17 protein-coding genes and 3 pseudogenes are annotated in these 21,547 nt (G+C 70.5%); 12 read left to right on the top strand and 8 right to left on the bottom strand.

The window, feature by feature from the left end:
• Nucleotides 1-311: 311 nt before the first annotated feature.
• From ACIBM5_RS18070 to ACIBM5_RS18050, 5 genes and pseudogenes are all read left to right on the top strand, one after another.
• Nucleotides 312-1,004, top strand: a pseudogene (locus ACIBM5_RS18070) (response regulator transcription factor); the annotation flags it as partial.
• A 145-nt stretch (nucleotides 1,005-1,149) separates the two neighbouring features.
• Nucleotides 1,150-1,923 carry a type I methionyl aminopeptidase gene (map, locus tag ACIBM5_RS18065; RefSeq protein WP_396007765.1) on the top strand — a complete coding sequence of 258 codons (774 nt, stop codon included), beginning with the start codon at nucleotides 1,150-1,152 and terminating at the stop codon, nucleotides 1,921-1,923.
• A gap of 433 nt (nucleotides 1,924-2,356) precedes the next feature.
• A complete protein-coding gene (locus ACIBM5_RS18060; RefSeq protein WP_396007764.1) occupies nucleotides 2,357-3,067 on the top strand; it encodes a FadR/GntR family transcriptional regulator in 711 nt (236 codons plus the stop codon).
• Between the two features lie 74 nt (nucleotides 3,068-3,141).
• Nucleotides 3,142-4,308, top strand: a complete 1,167-nt coding sequence (locus ACIBM5_RS18055) for a CynX/NimT family MFS transporter (RefSeq protein WP_396007763.1) — start codon at nucleotides 3,142-3,144, stop codon at nucleotides 4,306-4,308.
• A gap of 144 nt (nucleotides 4,309-4,452) precedes the next feature.
• Nucleotides 4,453-4,806 (top strand): annotated as a pseudogene (locus ACIBM5_RS18050) (TetR/AcrR family transcriptional regulator); the annotation flags it as partial.
• Nucleotides 4,807-5,292: 486 nt separating this feature from the next.
• Here ACIBM5_RS18050 and ACIBM5_RS18045 read toward each other — a convergent pair.
• Complete coding sequence (locus ACIBM5_RS18045; RefSeq protein WP_396007762.1) at nucleotides 5,293-5,817, bottom strand: winged helix-turn-helix transcriptional regulator; 525 nt, start codon at nucleotides 5,815-5,817, stop codon at nucleotides 5,293-5,295.
• Between the two features lie 223 nt (nucleotides 5,818-6,040).
• Between ACIBM5_RS18045 and ACIBM5_RS18040 the strand changes: the two genes are divergently transcribed.
• Nucleotides 6,041-7,444 carry an MFS transporter gene (locus tag ACIBM5_RS18040; protein ID WP_396007761.1) on the top strand — a complete coding sequence of 468 codons (1,404 nt, stop codon included), beginning with the start codon at nucleotides 6,041-6,043 and terminating at the stop codon, nucleotides 7,442-7,444.
• A 14-nt stretch (nucleotides 7,445-7,458) separates the two neighbouring features.
• Entirely contained in the window at nucleotides 7,459-8,016 is a 558-nt protein-coding gene (locus tag ACIBM5_RS18035; protein ID WP_396007760.1) for a GNAT family N-acetyltransferase, read from the top strand.
• A gap of 114 nt (nucleotides 8,017-8,130) precedes the next feature.
• On the opposite strand, the gene ACIBM5_RS18030 is transcribed toward ACIBM5_RS18035, so the two are convergent.
• Both ACIBM5_RS18030 and ACIBM5_RS18025 read right to left on the bottom strand, forming a co-directional pair.
• Nucleotides 8,131-8,751, bottom strand: coding sequence for an L-threonylcarbamoyladenylate synthase (locus ACIBM5_RS18030; RefSeq protein WP_391583229.1), 621 nt, complete (start codon nucleotides 8,749-8,751; stop codon nucleotides 8,131-8,133).
• Between the two features lie 211 nt (nucleotides 8,752-8,962).
• The gene (locus tag ACIBM5_RS18025; RefSeq protein ID WP_391583230.1) at nucleotides 8,963-9,481 is read right to left on the bottom strand and encodes a cupin domain-containing protein; all 519 of its coding nucleotides are present in this window, start codon (nucleotides 9,479-9,481) and stop codon (nucleotides 8,963-8,965) included.
• Nucleotides 9,482-9,607: 126 nt separating this feature from the next.
• Here ACIBM5_RS18025 and ACIBM5_RS18020 point away from each other — a divergent pair, with 126 nt between their 5' ends.
• Nucleotides 9,608-10,180, top strand: a complete 573-nt coding sequence (locus ACIBM5_RS18020; RefSeq protein ID WP_396007759.1) for a TetR/AcrR family transcriptional regulator — start codon at nucleotides 9,608-9,610, stop codon at nucleotides 10,178-10,180.
• A 79-nt stretch (nucleotides 10,181-10,259) separates the two neighbouring features.
• Here the strand turns inward: ACIBM5_RS18020 and ACIBM5_RS18015 are convergent, their stop codons facing one another.
• Entirely contained in the window at nucleotides 10,260-11,246 is a 987-nt protein-coding gene (locus ACIBM5_RS18015) for a hypothetical protein (RefSeq protein WP_396007758.1), read from the bottom strand.
• A 161-nt stretch (nucleotides 11,247-11,407) separates the two neighbouring features.
• Complete coding sequence (locus ACIBM5_RS18010) at nucleotides 11,408-12,337, bottom strand: LysR family transcriptional regulator (protein WP_396007757.1); 930 nt, start codon at nucleotides 12,335-12,337, stop codon at nucleotides 11,408-11,410.
• A gap of 72 nt (nucleotides 12,338-12,409) precedes the next feature.
• Here ACIBM5_RS18010 and ACIBM5_RS18005 point away from each other — a divergent pair, with 72 nt between their 5' ends.
• The gene (locus ACIBM5_RS18005; RefSeq protein WP_396007756.1) at nucleotides 12,410-13,300 is read left to right on the top strand and encodes an alpha/beta fold hydrolase; all 891 of its coding nucleotides are present in this window, start codon (nucleotides 12,410-12,412) and stop codon (nucleotides 13,298-13,300) included.
• A 232-nt stretch (nucleotides 13,301-13,532) separates the two neighbouring features.
• Nucleotides 13,533-14,357, top strand: coding sequence for an LLM class flavin-dependent oxidoreductase (locus ACIBM5_RS18000; protein WP_396007755.1), 825 nt, complete (start codon nucleotides 13,533-13,535; stop codon nucleotides 14,355-14,357).
• A gap of 125 nt (nucleotides 14,358-14,482) precedes the next feature.
• Here ACIBM5_RS18000 and ACIBM5_RS17995 read toward each other — a convergent pair.
• From ACIBM5_RS17995 to ACIBM5_RS17985, 3 genes and pseudogenes are all read right to left on the bottom strand, one after another.
• A pseudogene (locus ACIBM5_RS17995) lies at nucleotides 14,483-14,629 on the bottom strand (transcriptional regulator); the annotation flags it as partial.
• A 97-nt stretch (nucleotides 14,630-14,726) separates the two neighbouring features.
• Nucleotides 14,727-15,500 (bottom strand): TIGR03084 family metal-binding protein, encoded by a 774-nt coding sequence (locus ACIBM5_RS17990; protein ID WP_396007754.1) that lies wholly within the window; start codon nucleotides 15,498-15,500, stop codon nucleotides 14,727-14,729.
• Between the two features lie 266 nt (nucleotides 15,501-15,766).
• A complete protein-coding gene (locus tag ACIBM5_RS17985) occupies nucleotides 15,767-17,041 on the bottom strand; it encodes a phosphatase PAP2 family protein (protein WP_396007943.1) in 1,275 nt (424 codons plus the stop codon).
• Between the two features lie 651 nt (nucleotides 17,042-17,692).
• On the opposite strand from ACIBM5_RS17985, the gene ACIBM5_RS17980 reads away from it, so the two are divergent.
• A complete protein-coding gene (locus ACIBM5_RS17980) occupies nucleotides 17,693-20,053 on the top strand; it encodes a phosphoketolase (RefSeq protein WP_396007753.1) in 2,361 nt (786 codons plus the stop codon).
• 333 nt (nucleotides 20,054-20,386) lie between these two features.
• Nucleotides 20,387-21,406 (top strand): aldo/keto reductase, encoded by a 1,020-nt coding sequence (locus ACIBM5_RS17975; RefSeq protein WP_396007752.1) that lies wholly within the window; start codon nucleotides 20,387-20,389, stop codon nucleotides 21,404-21,406.
• Nucleotides 21,407-21,547: the final 141 nt, after the last annotated feature.

Raw genomic sequence — 21,547 nt, 5'->3', positions numbered from 1 at the left:
CCCGAGAGCCGATCGAGGTAGGCGGCGGCGAGCGCGTCGAGGCTCCGGCAGTCCGGGGCGACCTTGCCAAGTCGCCCTCGACCACCGGAGCTTCGACGCGGGTTGCCGGTGGTCGGTGGGCACGGGAGGCACCGCAGGACGTCCCGGCCCGGCGGCCGACGACGACGGCGTGGACGCCGGGTATCCGCCGGAACGCCATGCCCCCCATGGTTCGTTCCGCCGACCGGTCAAGGCCGCGGGGTGTCGTAATGCCGGGCGCGGATGTGGTTTTCGATACGCCGACGATAGGCGCCGGCTCGTAGCATCGGCACATGCGTGTGTTGATCGTGGAGGATGAACCCTATATGGCGGAAGCCATCCGCGATGGCCTACGCCTGGAAGCGATCGCGGCCGACATCGCAGGTGACGGCGACACCGCTCTGGAACTGCTGAGCATCAACGCCTACCACATCGCCATCCTCGACCGGGACATTCCCGGACCCTCCGGTGACGAGATCGCCAAGCGCATCATCGCCTCCGGCTGCGGCATGCCGATCCTCATGCTCACCGCCGCCGACCGTCTCGACGACAAGGCCACCGGGTTCGAGCTCGGCGCGGACGACTACCTCACGAAACCGTTCGAGCTCCGAGAACTCGTGCTCAGGCTCAGGGCACTCGACCGCAGGCGTGCGCACAACAGGCCGCCCGTGCGGGAGATCGCAGGTCTGCGGCTGGATCCGTTCCGCCGGGAGGTCTACCGCGACGGGCGCTACGTCGCGCTGACCAGGAAGCAGTTCGCGGTGCTCGAAGTCCTCGTCGCCGCCGAAGGCGGTGTGGTCAGCGCCGAAGAACTCCTGGGGCAGGCATGGGACGAGAACGCAGACCCGTTCACCAACGCCGTGCGCATCACGGTCTCGGCGCTGCGCAAACGGCTCGGCGAACCCTGGATCATCGCCACGGTACCCGGCGTCGGGTACCACATCGACACCCAAGTGGTCCCCGGACCCGAGGGAGGAGACCGAGGCCGGCCCGCCGGGTCGAGCGCCCGTTTCGAACTCCGCCCCGCCCCGCGTAAGCCGGGGGTGTGAGCGGCAGTCCGACCATGACCCCAATTCTAATACCGGTATAGTTTGGCCGGTATAGTTATTGGATGCATGAGAAGGGCGCCCCATGATCGAGATCCTGAACCCCAGCGAACTGGCCCGAGCAAGGGACACGGGCGCCCTGGTCGCCGGCATCCTGCAGACCCTGAAGAGCCGTAGCACGGTCGGCACGAACCTCCTGGACATCGATCGGTGGGCCGCGGCGATGATCGTCGAGGCCGGAGCGGAGTCCTGCTATGTCGACTACGCACCGTCCTTCGGACGCGGACCGTTCGGCCACTACATCTGCACGGCCGTCAACGACGCCGTGCTGCACGGACTGCCGTACGACTACGCCCTCGCCGACGGCGATCTGCTGACCCTCGACCTCGCCGTCTCCAAGCGCGGAGTCGCCGCGGACTCCGCCATCAGCTTCATCGTGGGCGACTCGAAGCCCCCGGAGAGCGTCGCGATGATCAGCGCGACCGAACGCGCGTTGAGCGCAGGGATAGCCGCTGCCGGACCCGGGGCCCGCGTCGGCGACATCTCCCATGCCATCGGCTCGGTCCTCGGTGCGGCGGGCTACCCGATCAACACCGAGTTCGGGGGTCACGGCATCGGATCGACGATGCACCAGGACCCGCACATCTCGAACACCGGGCGACCCGGCCGTGGGTACAAGCTGCGCCCCGGGCTTCTGCTGGCACTGGAGCCGTGGGTCATGGCGGACACCGCCGAGCTCGTCACCGATGCCGACGGCTGGACGCTCCGAAGCGCAACAGGCTGCCGCACGGCCCACAGCGAGCACACGATCGCCATCACCGACGACGGAGCCGAGATCCTCACCTTGCCGACCCGGTGAACTCGTGACATCGAAGCCACGCCGGCGTGACCGAGCGCCCGGTCGGCGGATCGAGCAGACGAGTCGGCTGCCGCCGGAACGCCGACCGGGCCTCCGGCCATCGTGGCGAACCTCGCCTACGCCCGGGCAACCGCGCCGCGCGGCGCCGACCGAACCGACGCGGTCGGCGGGTGCGGCCGCTCCGCCCGGATTCCGGGTCGTCACGACGACGGCGTACGCACGTCGGGGACAACGCGCCTGAAACAACCGGCCGATCGCACGGCCCTCGCCATGCGACAGGTTCGGCAGGCCGGCCGGGACGCCGTTCGGCACCCCGGCCGGCCCACCTCGTCGCTCGCTCGCCCACCCCGGCCCAGCCCGCCCCACCCCATGCCGTCACCGACGCCCCCCTCATGTGATGTTCAAATGTCTGATGTTTGTATAGACTGCCTCCATGAAGCGCATCAGTACACCGCGCAGGACGGCAAGCCTGTCCGCGCAGCTCGTGGACAGCCTCCGCACGCACATCGAGACAGGTGGATGGCCGGTGGGAACGCGAATCCCGCCGGAGCAGGTCCTGATCGAGGAACTCGGGGTCGGACGCAGCACGCTGCGGGAGGCACTCGGCGCGCTCGTGCACCTGGGCCTGCTGGAGGCCCGGGTCGGGGACGGCACCTACGTCCGCGCGTCGAGTGAGCTCCAGTCGGTCATGGTGCGGCGGGCGAGTTCCGCGCAGCGGGACAACGTTCTCGAACTGCGCACCGTCCTGGAGGAGTACGCCTCGGGCGCCGCCGCCCTGCGTCGCAGCGAGGACCAACTGCACCAACTGAGAGAGCTGCTGGCCGATGCCGACGCGGCCTGCGCCGGTGGGGACCTGTCCGCGGCCAGGGGTATCGACGCACTGTTCCACCGGGCCGTCGTCCGGGCGAGCGGAAACGACCTCCTGATCGAGGTGTACGACTACCTCGGTACGGCTCTCACCTCCGCCCTGGGCGGCCTGCCTCCGGACTCCGACGGCGCCGAGGAACATGCCGACCTGCACAGGCGACTCGTCGACGCGATCGAGGCCCGGGACGAGAGCGGCGCCCGCGACGCGGCGGCTGCGATCGTCCGGCTCACCCGCGACCTGGAGGCCCTGGCACCACGAGCGGCGGAGGAACAGTGAATCCGCAGACGTCTTCGATACCCCGTCGGCACCCCACCCCCGAGGTGCCGGCCGCGGACAACACCCGACCTGCCGTGTCGATCGGGCTCGTCATCGCGATCTGCCTCGTGGCGGTGAACCTGCGTACCGGTCTCACCGGCGTCGGTACGCTCCTGCCGGAGATCGAGCACGGCAGCGGCCTGTCGTCGAGTTGGGGCGGCCTCCTGACCACCCTTCCGCTGCTGACGTTCGCCGCGACGTCGCCCCTGGTGGCCCGGGCCTCTCACCGCTTCGGCAGCGCACGCCTGCTGGTGGCGGCCCTCGGCGCGCTGGCCGTCGGAACCGTGGTCCGGTCGATTCCTTCGGTGATCTGCCTGTTCACCGGGACCGTGATCCTTTCCGCCGCCATCGCGTTCGGCAATGTGCTGCTGCCCGCTCTGATCAGGCGGAGTGTCCCCGCACACCGCATTCAGGGCATCAGCGCTCTCTACGTCACCGTCATGGGTGCCACCGCCGCGGTCTCCTCCGGGATCTCCGCGCCGCTTTCCCACACCCTTCCGGGTTCCTGGCACACCGCTCTCGCCTGGGGCCTCGCCTTCGTCATCGCGGCGTTCCTCGCCTGGCTGCCCCGGATGCGGGGCGACAGGCCTCATGCCTCCACCGGCGTGACCCGCAGTCCCGTCCCCTGGCGATCGCGACTGGCGTGGCAGGTCAGCATGTTCATGGGCCTACAGTCCCTGGCCTTCTACACCGCCGTCGCGTGGCTGCCCAGCATTCTGATCCACCATGGCTCGACCAGCACCGCGGCCGGTTGGATGCTTTTCTACTACCAGCTGATCGCCCTGGCAGCCGGCAGTCTCCTGCCCCTGCTCACCCGGGGCCGTCACGACCAACGATGGACCGCGGCCGGGGCCTCGGTCGTCGTGGCCGGCGGCTTCGCCGTGCTGGTGTCCGCCCCCGCGTTGTCCGTGTTGGCATGCACCCTGCTCGGCCTCGGCGGCGGCGTGTGCCTCGTCCTCGCGTTGACGTTCCAGAGCCAACGCGCCGGCAGCTCCGGCGAAGCCGCCGCGCTGGCCGGCATGGCGCAGTCGATCGGCTACCTCGTCGCGGCGGCGGGCCCCCTGCTCCTCGGCATCCTGCACGACACCACGGGCAGCTGGACACTCCCGCTCGTGGCCCTTGTCGTCCTCGGTGTCGCCATGGCAGGCGCCGGATACTGCGCCGGCCAAGACCGCCAAGTGCGCTATTCCGCCGGTCGATAAGCGCGCACCACCGGGCGGCCACCGGGGCGGACACCGGCCCCGTCGGCAGCCCGCATGTTCGGCGCTGCATGCCCCCGGTGGTCATCGCTCCTGCGGCGAGGACTCCCCACCGGCGCCGCCCATGGCCACCCGGTAGAAGGCCGACGCTACGCGTCGAGCGGCACTGGTTCCCGGCTGGTCATGGAAGAGGTGCTCCAGGCCCTGCGCGCGTCGGGACTGCCCGACGCGGAAATCCCGGTGCGCTACCACCGGATCGCGGTCCTCATCGCCGCGTTGATCACCGCCGAAGCCGGGATCGACACGGTCACCCCCGAAGAGTACGAACAGGGCATGGAGCTGTTCCGCGTAGCGGTACTGGGCGCCGATCCCGAACGCTTCCCGGCCCTGACCCACTTCGCCCGCGACGTCCGTCCCCTCGGGGAGGACCGCCGCGCCGCATTCGAAGAAATCCTCGCCGCTCAACTCGCCCACATCGAGGCCACGATCCGTCCGAGCTAGTGTCCTTCGCTATCGACCGCCCCTCCTGCCCGGCCCGCCTGCGTGCGGCGCGCGTGGAGTTCACGGTTCGGGGCACGCGAGAGACATGAGGGTGCTGACGGACCTGGGCGGGTCGAACCGCCCGCGCTCGATGGACCGGTATCTCGACGGGCTCGGCGCGTCGCGGCGACGCCGGCTGTGGCCGTCGTCGAAAGCCCGTTGGCGCCTGATGTCGATCCCCCGGTCGGCATGCGCGAGACTCAGGAGCCCAACAGCACTGTGAGCGGGAAGGGTTGCCCCGTCGTTCGAGCGGACCGGCAGCCACCGATCACGAGGACGCGCCCTTGTACCGCCCGGTCCCTGCCGCAACAAGGTCGGCAAGCCGAGGCGACGGATCGCCGCGCGACGCCACCATGACCGAGTCGTAGTTCCCCGGGTCGAAACCGATCGTCAGGTCGACGAAAACACCCCGGGGCGACGGCGAACACCGGCCGCGATCGCGGGAGGTCAGGAAGCGGGTTCCGGTTGCTGCGTTTGCTGCGGTGGCTGCGGTGCCCGCCAGGCGGGGTTCCTTCGGATGCCGACCTGTTCCAGTTCGAGGATGTCGCCGGTTTCGCTGCGGAGTTCGACGTGGACCGGGACGCCGGTCTCGTGGTCGATGTAGTGCAGCGGTGCCGTGCCGTCCTGCAGGTGCTTGTCGCCCCATTGCATCAGGGCCATGATCACCGGGAACAGGTCGCGGCCCATCTCGGTGAGCACGTATTCGTCGCGGGTGCGGCCGCCGTCCTCCCGGTAGGGGCGCTTGGCGAGCAGGCCGGCCTCGGTCAGGCGCCGCAGTTGCTGGGCGGCGGCGCGGTCGGTGATGCCGATTCGGCCGGCGAAGCCGCTGAACCGCGTCGTGCCGTAGCAGGCCTCGCGCAGGATCAGCAGCGCGGAGCGGGTTCCGACCACCTCCAGCGCCTTGACCAGTGAGCAGTGATCCGTCTTCCACGCGCCGAGGTCGGCAAGCGCGCCCTCCATGACAACCGGCATGGCCCCATGATATCCGCTCCGACTTGATCCTTGTATAGCCAGACCTCCCTACCTATACTCCAGGATAGTTAGAGTCCTGCCTCCCACTCCCGCAATGGGTGGAAGAGCGCTGCCCTTGACCGGACATCCGGGATGGCCGGGATGGCCGGCACAGCCGGGACACCCGAGACGGCCGGGACACCGGGTCGGCCAGGACATCCGGCACGAATCGCGAGGGGAATCCATGACCACGCAGACCGCACCACCCGCCGAGGGCGTGCGACAGGACCCCGGGAGGCCGTCGGCGATCACATTCGTCGTGTGCTCCGCGGCGTTCATGGCGATGCTCGACGTGTTCGTGGTCAACGTCGCCTTCACCGACATAGGGAAGGAGTTCGGCGCCCCGCTCGCGGACCTGAGCTGGGTCCTCAACGCCTATGCCATCGTCTACGCGGCGCTGCTGGTCCCCGCCGGGCGCCTCGCCGACCGGTACGGACGCAAACCGGCGTTCCTCGCCGGACTGGCGTTGTTCACCGCGGCGAGCGCCGCCTGCGCCTTGGCACCCGAGTTGTGGTCGCTGGTGTTCTTCCGCGGGGTGCAGGCGGTCGGCGCGGCCGTGCTCACCCCGGCCGGTCTCGGGCTGCTGCTCACCGTGTTGCCGGCGGCGCGCCGGACCGGAGCGGTCCGGATCTGGGCCACCACCAGCTCGTTCGCGGCCGCGGTCGGCCCGGTGGTCGGCGGCGGCCTGGTGGAACTGTCCTGGCGCTGGGTGTTCCTGATCAACATCCCGGTCGGCGTGGCGGCCTTCCTGGCGGCCCACCGTGTGCTCCCCGACCTGCGTGACACCTCGGCCGTACGCATGCCGGACCCGCTCGGCACGGCGGCGCTGATCGTCGCCTTCGGCGCGGTCTCACTGGCCCTGGTCAAGGGCCAGGAGTGGGCGTGGACCGGAGCGGCCACCGTCGGCACCTTCGCGCTCGCCGCCGTCGCCATCGCGGTGTTCGTGGTGCGCATCCTGCGTCACCCGGCACCGGTCGTGGATCCGGCCCTGTTCCGGACACCGGCCTTCGTCTGGGCCAACATCACGGTATTGCTGTTCTGCACCGCCTTCGGCGCGGTCTTCCCGTCCGTGGTGCTGTGGCTGCAGGGTCCCGCCGGCTACTCCACCCTGGTCGCCGGCCTGGCGATCGCACCGGGCCCGCTGATGGTGCCGCCGTTCGCGGCCGTCGGCCGTCGTCTGGCCACGCGCGTTCCGGCCGGAGCCCTGGTCGCGGCGGGGAATCTGCTGTTCGCCGGCGGTGCCTTGCTGCTGGCCGCAGGTGCGTCCTCCGATACCCGGTACGCGACGCGGATCCTGCCGGGATGGCTCGTCATCGGTGTGGGCATCGGCCTGGCCCTGCCCGTCATGCTCTCCCAGGCCACCGCGCGGTTGCCCGGCGCCCAGGCCGCCACCGGCAGCGCCGTGGTCAACACCAGCCGCCAACTGGGGTATGTCCTCGGCGTCGCCATCCTGGTCGCCGTCCTCGGCACGGCCGACACCGCCCCCGATCCGGCGCACGCCTTTCGACACGCCTGGTGGTTCATCGCCGCCACCGCCGCCGGGTCCGCCACCACCGCCCTCGGCATCACCGGCCGCACCCGGAGCTGATCATCGTGACCACCGTGACCGCGTCCGACACCGTGCACCTGCGCTCGTGGCAAGCGGACGACATCGACAGGCTCGACCGGGCCGCCGCCGGTATCTCACGACACGCGCTCGCCCTGCGGTTCGGCGTGCCGTGCACCACGATCCCCGACTGGTACCGGGCCCGGATCATCGAAGGCCTGGCGCAGCGCACGTGGAACGCGTACGTGGCCGAGACCGGAGGCCGCATCGTGGGCTGGGCCGAGTACGGACTGAACAACGATCCCCGCCACGCCGACATCGCCGCCCTGGTCTGCGATCGGTACCAGGGAATCGGCCTCGGCACGCGTTTGGTCCGGGCAGTCGCGTCGCCGGCCCGCACGGCCGGCGTGCGCGTGTTGCACGCCCAGATCCAGGTCGGGAACCAGGCCGCGCGCAAGGCCCTGTACGCGGCGTTGCCGGACCTGCGGTACACGGAACTGCAGGACGGACAGTGGCACTTCGTCGTGGACCTGCCGGAGGACTCGAACCGGACGACACCCGGGTCGCGCACTACCGGGTCGGGCTCTTCGACGGCGTTGTGCCGCGCCGGCTGACCGGACTGGTCGGTGCGGCCGGTTCGGTGGGGCCGGTTCGGGCCCGCCGCCGACGCTCGGGCCCGGGTCGTCGGCTCGACCCGGGCGCCGGCGTCTTCGCCCGAGATCCGGTCGCTACTCGAACCGCGCGGTGTCGCCCGCTCCTCGGCGTACGATCTCGACCTCGTCGCCGGAGAAGTCGATGACCGTGGTCGGCCGGGTGCCGCAGTCGCCCGAGTCCACCACGGCGTCCACCACGTGGTCGAGCCGTTCCTTGATCTCCCAGCCCTGGGTCATCGGCTCCTCCTCGCCGGGCAGGAGCAGTGTGCTGGACAGGATCGGCTCACCGAGTTCGGCGAGCAGGGCCCGGGTGACGACGTGATCGGGGATCCGGACGCCGACCGTCTTCTTCTTCTGGTGCAACAGTTGCTTCGGCACCTCGGACGTCGCGCGGAGGATGAAGGTGTAGGGACCCGGCGTCGATGCCTTGATGGCACGGAACACGTCGTTGTCCAGGTACACGAACCGGCCCAGTTGAGCGAAGCTCTCGCACACCAGGGTGAAATGATGCCGGTCGTCGAGGTTGCGGATCGTCCGGATCCGGCCGATGCCGTCACGGTTGCCCAATCCGCATCCCAATGCGAAACAGGAATCCGTCGGGTACGCGACGAGCGATCCGGAGCGGATCAGGTCGACCACGCTGCCGATGGTGCGCTGCTGGGGGTTCTCGGGGTGCACATCGAAATACTTCGCCATCCGCCGACCCTATGGGGACGACCGCTCGTTCCCGGCCAACGGATGCCATCCCGACCCCTGTCGAGGGAGGCAATCCTCGTCTCGAAGCATGTCACGCGCTGCCACGGGCGCGGGCATCGCCACCTCCGAGTCGGGCGTGCGCCGCCCCGCCCCGCGCCCGTGATCGGCGAGCCGCACGGTTCCTCGGCACCGTCGTGCGACCTGCCGGCGGTCACGCGCCGGGTGGCGGAGTGAGGTCGTAGCGGGCGATGACGTCCGGCAGCCAGTCGGGGCGGCCGAACTCGAGGCCGTACCCGGCGCCGAGCGCGAAGACGGCGTCGGGGGCGGGCGGGCCGTCGGCGACCAGATCGGCGAGTTCGCGGAAGAAGTGCTCGAACCCGGCCGGGCTGATGACCTCGATCATTCGGGCGGGGGTCCGGCCGGCGTTCCACATGGTGTGCAGTTCGCCGCGCGGCTTGGTGATGTAGCCGCCCGCGCCCAGGACGGCCTCGCGGTCGCCGGAACGGAAGCCGATCTCGCCCTCGGTCACGATGGAGTACTCGTCCTCGCGGGTGTGCAGGTGCGGCGGGACGAGCGCGCCGACCGGGAACGGGTGCTCGACGATCGAGACGCTGCCGTTGGTGTCCCGGCCCCACAGTTTGAAGGCCACGCCGATGCTGCCCAGGTCTGCCTCGGCGCCTTCGCCGGGTCGGACGACGGTCAGGTGCGGTGCCTGCGTGATGCCGCTCATGGTGCGGCCTCCTTCAGAGATTTACCGATACACTGGTGTTCTCTCGAATTCGAGTCTGCGCCGGTGGGCGAGGGGTGTCAACAGTTGAGTGAACAGGACCGTTCTCCGAAATTGCGGTCGTACACCATGACCCGCCGCGCCGAACAGATCGGCGAGACCCGGCAGCGGATCGTCGACGCCGCCGTCCACCTGCACGGCACCGTCGGGCCCGCCGCGACCAGCATCGCCGCGATCGCCGAACGGGCGGGCGTCACCCGGCTCACCGTCTACCGGCACTTCCCCGACGACACGGCACTGTTCGCCGCCTGCTCACAGGACTGGCTCGCGCGCCGGCCCCTGCCGCGCCCCGACCAATGGGCGCTGATCCCCGCCCCCACCGAGCGACTGCGGACGGGCCTGACGGACCTGTACCGGTTCTACCGCTCCGGCGCGCGGATGCTCGCACTGGTCCACCGCGATCTCGACGCGATACCGGCGCCGATCCGCGAGGCACGGCAGGCCGGCGAGCGGCAGCAGGTCGAGGTACTGGCGTCGGCCTTCGCCGACCGGGGCCGCCGGGAGCGGCGGCTGCGCCGGGCACTGGCGGCCCACGCGGCGGCCTTCCCGACGTGGCGGTCGTTGTGCGAGGGACAGGGGCTCACGGACGTGGAGGCGGTCGCCGCAATGACCGCCCTGGTCAGCGAACTTCCCGGCCGCTGAGGCCCGACCACCGCACCGGCTCGGCCCGTTCCGCCCGCGTCCCGCTCCCGCATCGACCGGGCACGGGGCGTTCCCCCGGTCAGAATTCCACGAGGCCCAGTCCGTGCAGGTTCGTCGCGTAGTCGCTCCTCCGCAGCCACGCCTCGTGGCCCAGATCCTCCAGGTTCACGTTCTGCGCACGCAGGGCGTGCAGCAACGCCCGGGCGGCGGGCTCGGCGTCATCGGGTCGGGGGTTCGGGATGCGGATTTCGTAGCGCCTCCCGACCCCGGCACCGGGCAGCCGGCCCGGTGGCGTCTCCCCCGCCGGCTCGAACCTCCCGCTGCCCGCGTCCAAGTGCAACTCCCCGGCGTCGCAGGAGAGTTGCACGAACCGCTGGTCGTCGTCGGCCGGCCTGATCACCAGGTCCAGTTGCTCGTCCAGCCGGCCCAGGTCGGTCAGCAGCGCCGCCAACGTCTCGCTCAGCCACCGGCCGAGCTCCTCCCAGGTCTCGGGCCGACGCCCGCGGGGTGCGAACGCGCCCTTCATGTCCGGGTGGCGGAGGATGTACGCCTGCCACACCCCGAGTTCGGCGACGCACTGGTCGCGTTCATTTCTCCCGGCAAGCTCGTACTCGTGCTTTTCGACCACCCTCGCCGCGAGCAGCCGCAACAGCACCCGCCGGCCGCTCCATTCGACCTCCATGAGGGTGTCCTCCCGGCGCCAGCGCAACACCGGACCGGGTCCGCGTCGAATCGGCGCCGGCCCCCTGCGCGCCTCGACCGCCTTCCTCGCCGCCGTGAACACCGCTTCCAGGACGGCGACATCCTCGGTGCACGCCAGGTCGCACTCCAACGAGGTGAAGCAGCCCTCCTGCGGCGATCCGAGGACATGGCCCCGGTAGGCGTGACTCCACCCGCCCGGCAACGGTCCGGCGAAGGTCGACCCGTGGCGCTCCTCGGAGTGCGACGTCCACCCCAGACCGTCGATCGCGCCCTCCACCGCACTCCGATCCCACGCTCCCAGGGACATCACGTCGAACCGGAAAGCCAGGTAATCGATCTCGGCATCGGTCAATCTGATGGTCATGGCCCGGGATGTTATCCACGCCCACCGACGCTCGGGCGCCCGGCACAAGACCTCCGGCGCGAGCGACCTTCCGCGCAAGTGAGCGCGAGCGACCTTCGCGCAAGTGAGCGCGAGTGAGCTTCCGCGCAAGTGACCTCTCGGCGCGAGCGACCTTCCGCGCGTCAGGCACCGACCGGCGGCGGTGCGAGTTCGGCCACGACCTCGACGGCGATCTCGATCGCCCGGGCGGCGAGTGGCGAGTGGGTACGCCCGGCCCGCCAGTGCAGGTGGATCTCCCGTGCGGGCAGGGATGGGCGTAGCTCGTGCACGCGGAACCTGTCGTCGGTGGGGACGCCGGGACCGGTGATGGCCAGCCAGGGCAGCACCGCCGATCCCATGCCCGCTCGCACCATCGACAACAGGGCATCGTTGACCGCGGTGCGGAACACCACCTGCGGGCGGGCGCCGCTGCGGGCGATCGCCTGTTCCATCGAGGGCTGGTCGCAGGTCAGCGGCCAGGCCACCATCGGTGCACCGTCGAGTCGTTCCAGCGGCACCGGACCGTCGGGGAAGGCGCCGGCGCCTGCCACCAGCAGGTACGGATCGTCGAGCAGCTTGAGGTGCTCGACGTCGCCGTCGATGCGGCCGTCGTAGAACAGCAGGTCGAGGTCACCGATCCGCGGCTGCTCCGGCTCCTCCTCGAACAACCTGATGTCGCAGCCGGGGTGCTCGGCTCGCAGGCGGCTCACGACCGACGGCAGGATCACGGTGGACACGCTCTGGAACGTGCCGATGTCGATCCGGCCGTCTCCGGCCTTGAACCGATCCACGGCGTGGGCCAACGCCTCCGCCTTCGCCAGCAGTTCGCGGCCCTGGCCCAGGACCACGGAGCCGAGCGGGGTCAGCCGTACCGGCTTGGGACCGCCCGGCCGTTCGAACACCGGACCGCCGACGGACCTCTCCAACGCGGCGATCCGTTGGCTCACCGTCGACTGGGTGTACCCGAGACGGACGGCCGCCCGACCGAACGAGCCCTCCTCGGCAATGGCGACCATCGCCGCCAGGTGGCGCAACTCGACATCGATCACGCATGCCAGCGTAACGACGACCATTGGCACAGGCAATCGAATCGATCGGAATTCATCGCTTTTCACGATGTAGTCACGGGCTCTAGCGTTCCGGACATGACTTCTTCGCAAGCACACGACGAGCAACTTCTCCGGGTCGACGGCGTCGAGCTCTGCGCCCAGACCTTCGGCGACCCGGCCGCCCCCGCGCTGCTGCTCATCGGCGGCGCCGAGGCGTCGATGGACTGGTGGGACGACGAGTTCTGCGCGGGCCTCGCCGCCGGCGGGCGGCACGTCATCCGGTACGACACCCGGGACACCGGCCGCTCCACGACCTTCCCGCCCGGCGAGCCGCCCTACGGAAGCGACGCCCTGCTCGACGACGCCGTCGGCCTGCTCGACGCACTCGGCATCGCGTCCGCCCACATCGTCGGTGTCTCCATGGGCGGCGACATCGCCCAGCATCTGGCCGTGCACCACCCCGAGCGGGTCGCGTCCCTGACGCTCGTCGCCACCAGCCCGGGCGGGCCCGGTGGGCCCGCCCACCCCGACCTGCCGCCGATGAGCAAGGAGTTGGCGGAGCAGTTCGCCGAGGGTGGCGACGAGGCGCCCGACTGGTCCGACCGCGAGGCGGTCATCGCCTACTACACCGCCGGCGAGCGCACCTTCGCGGGCACCATCCCCGTCGACGAGGAGCGGGTACGCCGCGTCGTCGGCCGCGCCTGGGACCGCAGCCCGGCCCTGGCGTCGGCACAGAACCACTGGCGGCTCGACGGCGGCGAGCCCGTCCGCGACCGCCTCGGCGAGATCACGGCGCCCACGCTGGTGTTGCACGGCACCGCGGACCCACTGTTCCCGTACGGGCACGGCGAGGCACTGGCTCGGGAAATCCCGGGAGCACGGCTCGTCCCGCTCAGTGGCATGGGGCACCAGATGCCGCCGCCGGAGCTCTGGGACATCGCGATTCCGGCAATCCTCTCGATCTCCGAAGCCCGGCCGACGACGTGACGCCGCGGGAGGAACTCACCGGAATCGACCTGCCGAGCCGGAGGTACGACGACCGCACGTCGTCGCGAGTGCCGGTGAGGGGCGACTTCACGGCGACCCCGGTGCCGATGTGGGACGACTTCGCATCGGTCCCGGTGCCGATGTGGGACGACTTCGCGTCGGTCCCGGTCCCGGTCCCGGTGTGCCACGACTTCACATCCGTCCGGACGCCGCTCACGGAAGGAGACCGCCGGTGAACCGGCTACGGTCCGCACTCTGGCTGCCGCTCTTCGACGACCTCGCCGATCCGCGCGTGGTCGCGCGCCTCGCCGCCGAAGCGGAGGAAGCCGGCTGGGACGGCTGCTTCGTGTGGGATCACCTGTGCTGGCAGGCGCCGGTCCGACAGGTCGCCGACCCGTGGATCACGCTGACGGCGATCGCGACCGCGACCGAGCGGCTGCGGCTCGGCCCGATGGTGTCGCCGCTTGCCCGTCGACGGCCGGCCAAGGTCGCGCGGGAGACGGCGACTCTGGATCGGCTCAGCAACGGCCGCCTCACCCTCGGCGTCGGCCTCGGCAGCGACCGGTTCGGCGGTGAGCTGTCCAAGACCGGCGAGCAGATCGACGACCGGCGGCGCGGGCGGATGCTCGACGAGTCTTTGGCGATCCTGGCCGCCGCCTGGTCCGGCGAGCCGGTGCGCCATCGCGGTGAGCACTACACGGTCGACGACATCACGTTCCTTCCGCGGCCGATTCAGCGGCCCGGTGTGCCGGTGTGGGCCGCCGGGTTCCCGGGCAACCTCAAGCCGATCCGCCGGGCCGCCCGGCTCGACGGCTTCTTCCCGGTCGGTCTAGAGCACCCGGACCGACTCGCCGAGGTCGTCGCCACCCTCGCCGAGCTCCGACCGGGCGCGAGCGGACCGTACGAGATCGCCGTCGGCCTGCCCTTCGACGCCGACCCACTGCCGTACGCCGCGGCCGGCGCGACCTGGTGGATGCCGGAGTTCGATCCGGGCGTACCGCTCGACACGGTGCGCGGCGTACTCCGCGACGGGCCGGCGAACCCGGGCGGTGACTGAGGACCGGCCGGCCGCCTGCCGGTCGACGCGGGCGTCCGAGGCGCCGAGTTCGTGGACGGGCCCGCCGGGATCGGTCCGGGCCCACGGCCCGCGGCTGCGCCGGGGGAAGGTCGGCGGATCGGGCGGGCGACGTCTTGGGTGCCGAGGACGGCGAGCGGGTCGAGGAGGTCGGCGCTGTCGGTGCCGACTGCGGCGGTGAACCAGAGCAGGCGCTGTCGGCCGTCCTCGCTGAACAGATTGAGGCAGTCGACCTCGATCAGGCCGAGTGACGGGGGGTGAGGCGTTCGCGGACCGCCGTACGGGGCCCGCCGCCACGGCGCCGGGCCCGCGCCGGCCCCCGGCACTCGGGCCGGTTCGCCACCGACCTTTTCAGAGGAAAACGCGTGCGTTGTCCAGCCACGCCCCCGCGTCCGCACCGACCGCCGTGAGATCGGTCTCGGCTCGGGACCTGCGTTGGGTGACGCGAAGGCAGAAGTCGAGGGCGCTGCCCTGTACGCGTTGCGTCGCATGCTCTGGGCCCCAGGCCCAGATCCCGCCGTCGGGAGCGGTCAACTCGACGCGGAACGGCTCTGCGGGAAGAGGCAGTTGGGCGGCATGGAACGACAACTCTCGTCCGATCACTCCCAAGGAGGCCACATGCCGGAGTCGAGCCGTCGGACGACGTGCGACACCCAGTGCATCGAAAACGTCCTGCCCGTGGGCCCACACCTCCATGAGTCGAAGCGGCGCCACGAGCGTTGCGCTCACCTGCGAGCCGTACCAGGGAAACCCGTCGTCCGGACGTGCGTCACGCAGCGCCGCCGCCACCTCGGTCCGACCGGCCCGCCATTGTTCCAGCAGTACCGATCGCGGTTTGGCTGCTCCCGCCGCGGCATCGAGATCGGCGTGTCGGCTGCCCGCGGCCTCCGCCTGCTTCAGTACGTCGTCGAACGCCTCCGGGGTCCGTATGGCAACGAGAACGTTCGCATCGGCGGAAGCAAGATGGGCGATCTGGTGCGCGATCGTCCATCCCGCCGCCGGGGTGGGCCTGGTCCAGTCGGTCCGCGCCGACACCAGGGCGTCGAGTTCATCCCCTTCGGCCACCAAGTCGGGCAGAACAACGTCGCGTTCCAGGCCGGACACGTCGAGACCGTAGTTCAGCATCCGATTTCACCTTCCGGTTCGGCTACGTGATGTGACCGCAGTTGACGGTTTGTGGCGACTGCGCCCACCAGGACACCAGGACACCAGGAGAGCAGGGTGTTGCTCGGGCGCGTCGACCGCGGCCGAACCCTTCGCGACGGGCAGCCGCGCGTACTCGGCAAAACGCACACCGATGTCCCCGTCACCTGGACACGAAAGCCGGTGCCGCTTCGAGAGAGCGGCACCGGCTTCGTCGTCCTGGGCGCACGGTGCCCGGCGTTCGGCTGTCACGCCGGGAGGAGCAGTTGGGGTTCGGGGCGCTTTGCCGGTGCGGTGTTCGGGTTCCACAGTCTGGTGGTTCGTATGTAACAGTGGATGACCGAGGTCATGGCCAGAATGAGCAGTGGCCCGAATACCCACGGATGTTCGGCCATCTCCACCGGCAGATAGCGGTACGACACCAGGAGCACGGCGAAGACCGCCGCGCCGTAGGTGACCAGCAGGACTCCGCGCCGGTCCCAGCCGCGGTCGAACGCGCGCATGGCCGCCTCGATCGTGAGCGCGAACACCACGCCGGCCACGAGATCCACGCCGTAGTGGTAGCCGAATCCCAGCGTGGCCGCGAGCGTGCCGATCAGCCAGAACGTTCCGGCGAAGCGGAAGAACCACGAGCCGCTGCGGGAGTGGACGAAGATCGTGGTGGCCCACGCCGTGTGCAGGCTGGGCATGCAGTTGCGGGGGGTGATCTCGTCGAACCGGATCGGGCGTGGGGTGCCGATCGGCACCGCGGTGTTCGGCCACAGGTTGGCCACCGCCCAGTGCCCGCCGTCCGCGCCATAGGCGAAGACCGGTCCGACCACCGGGAAGATCATGTAGATGCTCGGTCCGAGCAGGCCGATGACCAGAAAGGTGCGCACCAGGTGATGGCCCGGGAAGCGGCGCTGGACCGCCACGTGGCGTAGTTGGTACAGCGCGATGATGGCCGCCGCCAGCGGGAGTTGGCCGTAGATGCCGCCGAGGACGTGGGCGCCGATCGGGCCGGTGGCCTCGACCGCTCGGCCGGCCAGCCACGACGGGTCACCCAGTGCGTGATCGGCGGTCGCCACGTACTGGTCGAGCACGTCCGGGCGGGTCATCGACGTGATGTGCAGCCAGGTGTCGCCCGTCTTGTGGCCTGCCACCAGCAGCAGTCCCAGCCCGGCGCCCTTCAGCAGCAGGACGCGTTCCCGGCCGGTGCGGCGCGTGACGGCGATGACCGCACAGCCCAGGATCACCCACAATGCGCCGTTGCCGAAGTTCATCCTGGCGTCGAGCACCCACCGCACCGGCCAGAAAACGACGTCGATGCCGATCGCGACACCGGCCGCGATGAACCGTTGTCGCCAGGTGAGCACCACCATCGTCAACGCCAGGCCGGCATAGAGCAGCGGTCCCGAACTGGGAGCGAGTATCACCTCTCGCGCCTGATTGGTGATCGGCCCGGGTTGGCCGTGGTGACGCGCGACGATCTCCAGGGTGACCAGAAATGCGAGGGCTGCCACACCTCCTGCGGCCCACAGAATCGCCCGCGACCGACGCCGCACGGCGGTCGTGGTGCTGCGACTTATTCGCGAAAGGGTTCGCACTGTTATGGATATCAATTGCTTGGCCGCTTTGTTGGATTTTAGTAAATGATCACCTTTTGCGCCGGTTTGCATGGATTTCCGGTGAGGGGAGGCGCTCGGTGTGACCGTCGTGAGTCGGATGATGTTACCGGAGCGGCGTGGACGGGCTTCGCCGGTCCGTCGATCCGGCGACCACGATCCCGAGCCTCCGACCCTGCCACCGGTCGCTGCGGCCCGCCCCGGGTCCGCAGGTACCGCCGCGGCGACCCCGACACCGCCGGCCTGTTCCGGTGGCGTCCACGTGTTCCGGTGGCGGTACGGGCTTGCCGTGTCGCGGCACGAGCGTGCGTCGATGGCTGCCGATCGCCAAGTCCAGGGCTTCCCGGTCGCATCGGAAGGCCTGCCGCGCGGAACTCACGAAACCGCCCATGGCTTCGCCGGTGAGGCGGACGAAGCGCGGGTGCGGCCCGTGGCGGGTCGGGTTCCCGCACCGCCGACGGCGTCCCCCGATGGCCCGGTCCCATAGGGCCGTTCGGCCCTTCACCGTGCGCGTGAAGGACGTGAGTGTGGGAACGAGCGGAGTTCCGGCGACCCACGAGAGGAAGACCGATGACGATGGCGATTCCCGAAGGTCCCGACCTGACGACGGTGGATGCCTGGTGGCGGGCGGCGAACTATCTCGCGGTGGGACAGATCTACCTGAGCGGCAATCCGCTCCTGACCGAACCGCTGCGCCCCGAGCACATCAAACCGCGCCTGCTCGGACACTGGGGCACCTCCCCCGGCCTGAACCTGATCTACGCGCACCTGAACCGGGTGATCCGCGAACGCGGTACGCACGCCCTGCACGTCACCGGCCCCGGTCACGGCGGCCCCTCCGCCCTCGCCGCGTCGTGGCTGGACGGCACCTACGGCGAGCGCTACCCGAACGTCTCCCGTGACGCCGCGGGCATGGTCGCGCTGTTCCGCCAGTTCTCCTATCCGGGCGGCGTGCCCAGCCACATCGCACCCGGCGTGCCCGGCTCGATCCACGAGGGCGGCGAACTCGGCTACAGCCTCTCGCACGCGTTCGGCGCCGCGTTCGACAACCCCGACCTGGTCGTCGCCTGCGTGATCGGCGACGGCGAGGCCGAGACCGGGCCGCTCGCCGCGTCCTGGCACGGCAACAAGTTCCTCAGCCCGCGCACCGACGGCGCGGTGTTGCCGATCCTGCACCTGAACGGCTGGAAGATCGCCAACCCCACTCTCCTCGCCCGCATGCCGCGCGAGGAACTCGACGCGCTGCTCACCGGGTACGGCTGGCGCCCCATCCACGTCGAAGGCGACGAACCCGCCCGCGTCCACGCGGCGTTCGCCGCCGCGCTGGAGGAATCGCTGGAGGAGATCGCCGAGTTCAAGGCGACCGCGCAGGGGCGCCCGAGGTGGCCGATGATCGTGCTGCGCACCCCCAAGGGCTGGACCGGACCACACACCGTGGACGACGTGCCGGTCGAGGGCACCTGGCGCTCGCATCAGGTCCCGCTCGCCGGCGTGCGCGAGAACCCGGAACACCTGGCCCTGCTGGAAACGTGGATGCGCTCCTACCGCCCGGACGAACTCTTCGACCAGGGCGGCCGGCCCACCCCGATCGTGCTCGCCAACGTGCCCACCGGCGACACCCGCCTGGGGGCCGTTCCCGAGGCCAACGGGGGCACCGTACTGCGGGATCTGCCGCTGCCCGACCCGCATTCCTTCGCGGTCAAGGTCACCGAGCCCGGCGCGTCCTCCTCCGAACCCACCCGCGCGCTCGGCGAATACCTGCGCGAGGTCTTCGCCCGCACCGCGTCCCGCCGCGACTTCCGGCTGTTCGGCCCCGACGAGACCGAGTCGAACCGGCTCGGCGCGGTCTACGGCGCGACCGCCAAGGCATGGCAGGAGCCGATCACCGATCTGGACACCCATCTGGCCCCGGACGGCCGGGTCGTGGAAATCCTCTCCGAACACACCTGCCAGGGCATGCTGGAGGGCTACCTGCTGACCGGGCGCCACGGCGTCTTCTCGTGCTACGAGGCGTTCACGCACATCGTGTCCTCGATGTTCAACCAGCACGCCAAGTGGCTGCACGCCTCGCGCGAGATCGACTGGCGGCCCCCGATCGCGTCGCTGAACTACCTGCTCACCTCCCACGTGTGGCGCCAGGACCAGAACGGCTTCTCGCACCAGGACCCCGGCTTCGTCGACCACGTCATCAACAAACGCCCCGAGGTCGTCCGCGTCTACCTGCCGCCGGACACCAACACCCTGTTGTCGGTGGGCGATCACGCACTGCGCAGTCGCGGCCTGGTGAACGTCATCGTCGCCGGCAAGACCCCCAACCCCGACTGGCTCACCATGGACGAGGCGGTCCTGCACTGCACCCGCGGCGCCGGCGTGTGGGAGTGGGCCTCCAACGACGACGGCCGCCCCCAGGTGGTGCTGGCCTGCGCCGGCGACGTCCCCACCCTGGAGACGCTCGCCGCGGTCGACCTGATCCGCCGACACCTGCCCGAGTTGCGGGTGCGCGTGGTCAACGTGGTCGACCTGATGCGGCTGCTCCCCGAGAGCGAGCACCCGCACGGCATGCCCGACACCGAGTACGACGCGCTGTTCGGCACCGACGTCCCGGTGATCTTCGCCTACCACGGCTACCCGTGGCTGATCCACCGCCTCGCCTACCGCCGGCACAACCACGACCACCTGCACGTGCGCGGATACAAGGAGTACGGCACCACGACGACCCCATTCGACATGGTCGTGCTCAACGACATGGACCGCTACCAGCGCGTGATCGACGTCATCGACCGCGTCCCCGGTCTGGGTACGCGCGCCGCGACGGTGCGCCAGAGCATGCTCGACGCCCGAACCCGACACCGCGCCTGGATCCTCGAACACGGCGAGGACATGCCCGAAGTACGCGACTGGATCTGGTCGCCCGACCCGCACGGCAACTGATCACGGACACGCGGGTCACGGCCGGCGGTGCGGCACGCGCGGACCTGCATGACGATTTCGGCCGGTCGTCGTGCGTCGCGGCCGAGGACCGCTCCCCGCGTCGACGCGGAGGTTTCGGCTCCGCGCCCGAGTTGCGCTCGGGCCGGGCCGTAGGCCCTCGCCGCCCGGCCGTCGTTCACGCGCTTCCTCCGCCGTTTGCGCACTTGCCAAAGCGGAACCGCGTTCCGTATCGTTATCGGAACGGGGTTCCGTTTTGCTCGTGATGCCGAGCGCGGGCCCGACACCCGGGCCGCGCATCGTCGGCACGTTCCACCCGCGACGAGGAGACACGTCATGCAGTACCGCACCTTGGGCCGTACCGGTGTGCAGGTCAGCGCCCTCGCGCTCGGCGCGATGAACTTCGGCAGGATCGGGCGCACCACCCAGGACGAGGTCACCACCATCGTCGACACCGCCCTCGAGGCCGGGATCAATCTGATCGACACCGCCGACGTGTACAGCGGCGGCGAGTCGGAGGAGATGGTCGGCAAGGCCATCGCAGGCCGCCGCGACGACCTCGTGCTCGCCACGAAGGCGGGCCTGCCCATGGGCGACGAGCGCAACCACCGGGGCGCCTCGCGCCGCCGGCTGGTCACCGCACTGGACGACAGCCTGCGCCGGCTCGGTGTCGACCACATCGATCTCTACCAGATCCACCGATGGGACCCCCGTACCGGCGACGAGGAGACCCTGTCGGCCCTGACCGACCTACAGCGCGCGGGCAAGATCCGCTACTTCGGCTCCTCGACCTTCCCCGCCTACCGCATCGTGCAGGCCCAGTGGGCGGCCCGCGAGCACCACCTGAGCCGCTACGTCACCGAGCAGCCCAGCTACTCGATCCTGCAGCGCGGCATCGAGGCCCACGTCCTGCCGGTAGCCGAACAGTACGGACTCGGTGTGCTGGTGTGGAGCCCGCTCGCCTCGGGCTGGCTGTCCGGAGCGATCCGCGAGGGCCGGGAACTCGCGGGCAACCGCGCCGCGTTCATGCCGCAGCGCTTCGACACCACCATCCCCGCCAACCGCGCCAGGCTCGACGCCGTCGAGCGACTGGCCAAGGTCGCCGACGAGGCCGGCCTCACCATGATCCAGCTCGCACTCGGGTTCGTGACCGCGCACCCCGCCGTGACCGGCGCGCTCATCGGCCCCCGCACGCCGGAGCACCTGCACTCGCAACTCGCCGCCGCCGACACCGTGTTGCCTGCCGACGTACTCGACGCGATCGACGAGATCGTCGCCCCCGGCACCGACCTGGCCGCGCACGAGAAGAACGACACCCCGCCCGCGCTGCTCGACCCGTCGCTGCGACGCCGGTGACCACGCAGGCTCCGGACCGCCCTCGGCGTCCGGAGCCTGCGTGCTGCTCGGTGTACTCGGTGTACTCGGCCTCGCTCCGGCGGTCCACGCCGTACCGGGCCGCACCCCGGTTCTCGGTGTCACGCGCCGACAGGTGGCACG

This window comes from Embleya sp. NPDC050493 (assembly GCF_044458105.1).
Classification (GTDB): Bacteria; Actinomycetota; Actinomycetes; order Streptomycetales; family Streptomycetaceae; genus Embleya.
The sequence above is the reverse complement of the archived record's forward strand: the minus strand, read 5'-3'. Positions and strand labels throughout refer to the sequence as shown.

Coding starts and splice junctions, on each gene's coding strand:
- ACIBM5_RS18045 (WP_396007762.1), bottom strand. CDS start 5,817: ATGCCGGTTGTCATGGAGGGCGCGCTTGCCGACCTCGGCGCGTGGAAG.
- ACIBM5_RS17980 (WP_396007753.1), top strand. CDS start 17,693: ATGACGATGGCGATTCCCGAAGGTCCCGACCTGACGACGGTGGATGCC.
- ACIBM5_RS18020 (WP_396007759.1), top strand. CDS start 9,608: ATGACCCGCCGCGCCGAACAGATCGGCGAGACCCGGCAGCGGATCGTC.
- ACIBM5_RS18015 (WP_396007758.1), bottom strand. CDS start 11,246: ATGACCATCAGATTGACCGATGCCGAGATCGATTACCTGGCTTTCCGG.
- map (WP_396007765.1), top strand. CDS start 1,150: ATGATCGAGATCCTGAACCCCAGCGAACTGGCCCGAGCAAGGGACACG.
- ACIBM5_RS17990 (WP_396007754.1), bottom strand. CDS start 15,500: ATGCTGAACTACGGTCTCGACGTGTCCGGCCTGGAACGCGACGTTGTT.
- ACIBM5_RS18025 (WP_391583230.1), bottom strand. CDS start 9,481: ATGAGCGGCATCACGCAGGCACCGCACCTGACCGTCGTCCGACCCGGC.
- ACIBM5_RS18010 (WP_396007757.1), bottom strand. CDS start 12,337: ATGGTCGTCGTTACGCTGGCATGCGTGATCGATGTCGAGTTGCGCCAC.
- ACIBM5_RS18005 (WP_396007756.1), top strand. CDS start 12,410: ATGACTTCTTCGCAAGCACACGACGAGCAACTTCTCCGGGTCGACGGC.
- ACIBM5_RS18040 (WP_396007761.1), top strand. CDS start 6,041: ATGACCACGCAGACCGCACCACCCGCCGAGGGCGTGCGACAGGACCCC.
- ACIBM5_RS18060 (WP_396007764.1), top strand. CDS start 2,357: ATGAAGCGCATCAGTACACCGCGCAGGACGGCAAGCCTGTCCGCGCAG.
- ACIBM5_RS18030 (WP_391583229.1), bottom strand. CDS start 8,751: ATGGCGAAGTATTTCGATGTGCACCCCGAGAACCCCCAGCAGCGCACC.
- ACIBM5_RS17975 (WP_396007752.1), top strand. CDS start 20,387: ATGCAGTACCGCACCTTGGGCCGTACCGGTGTGCAGGTCAGCGCCCTC.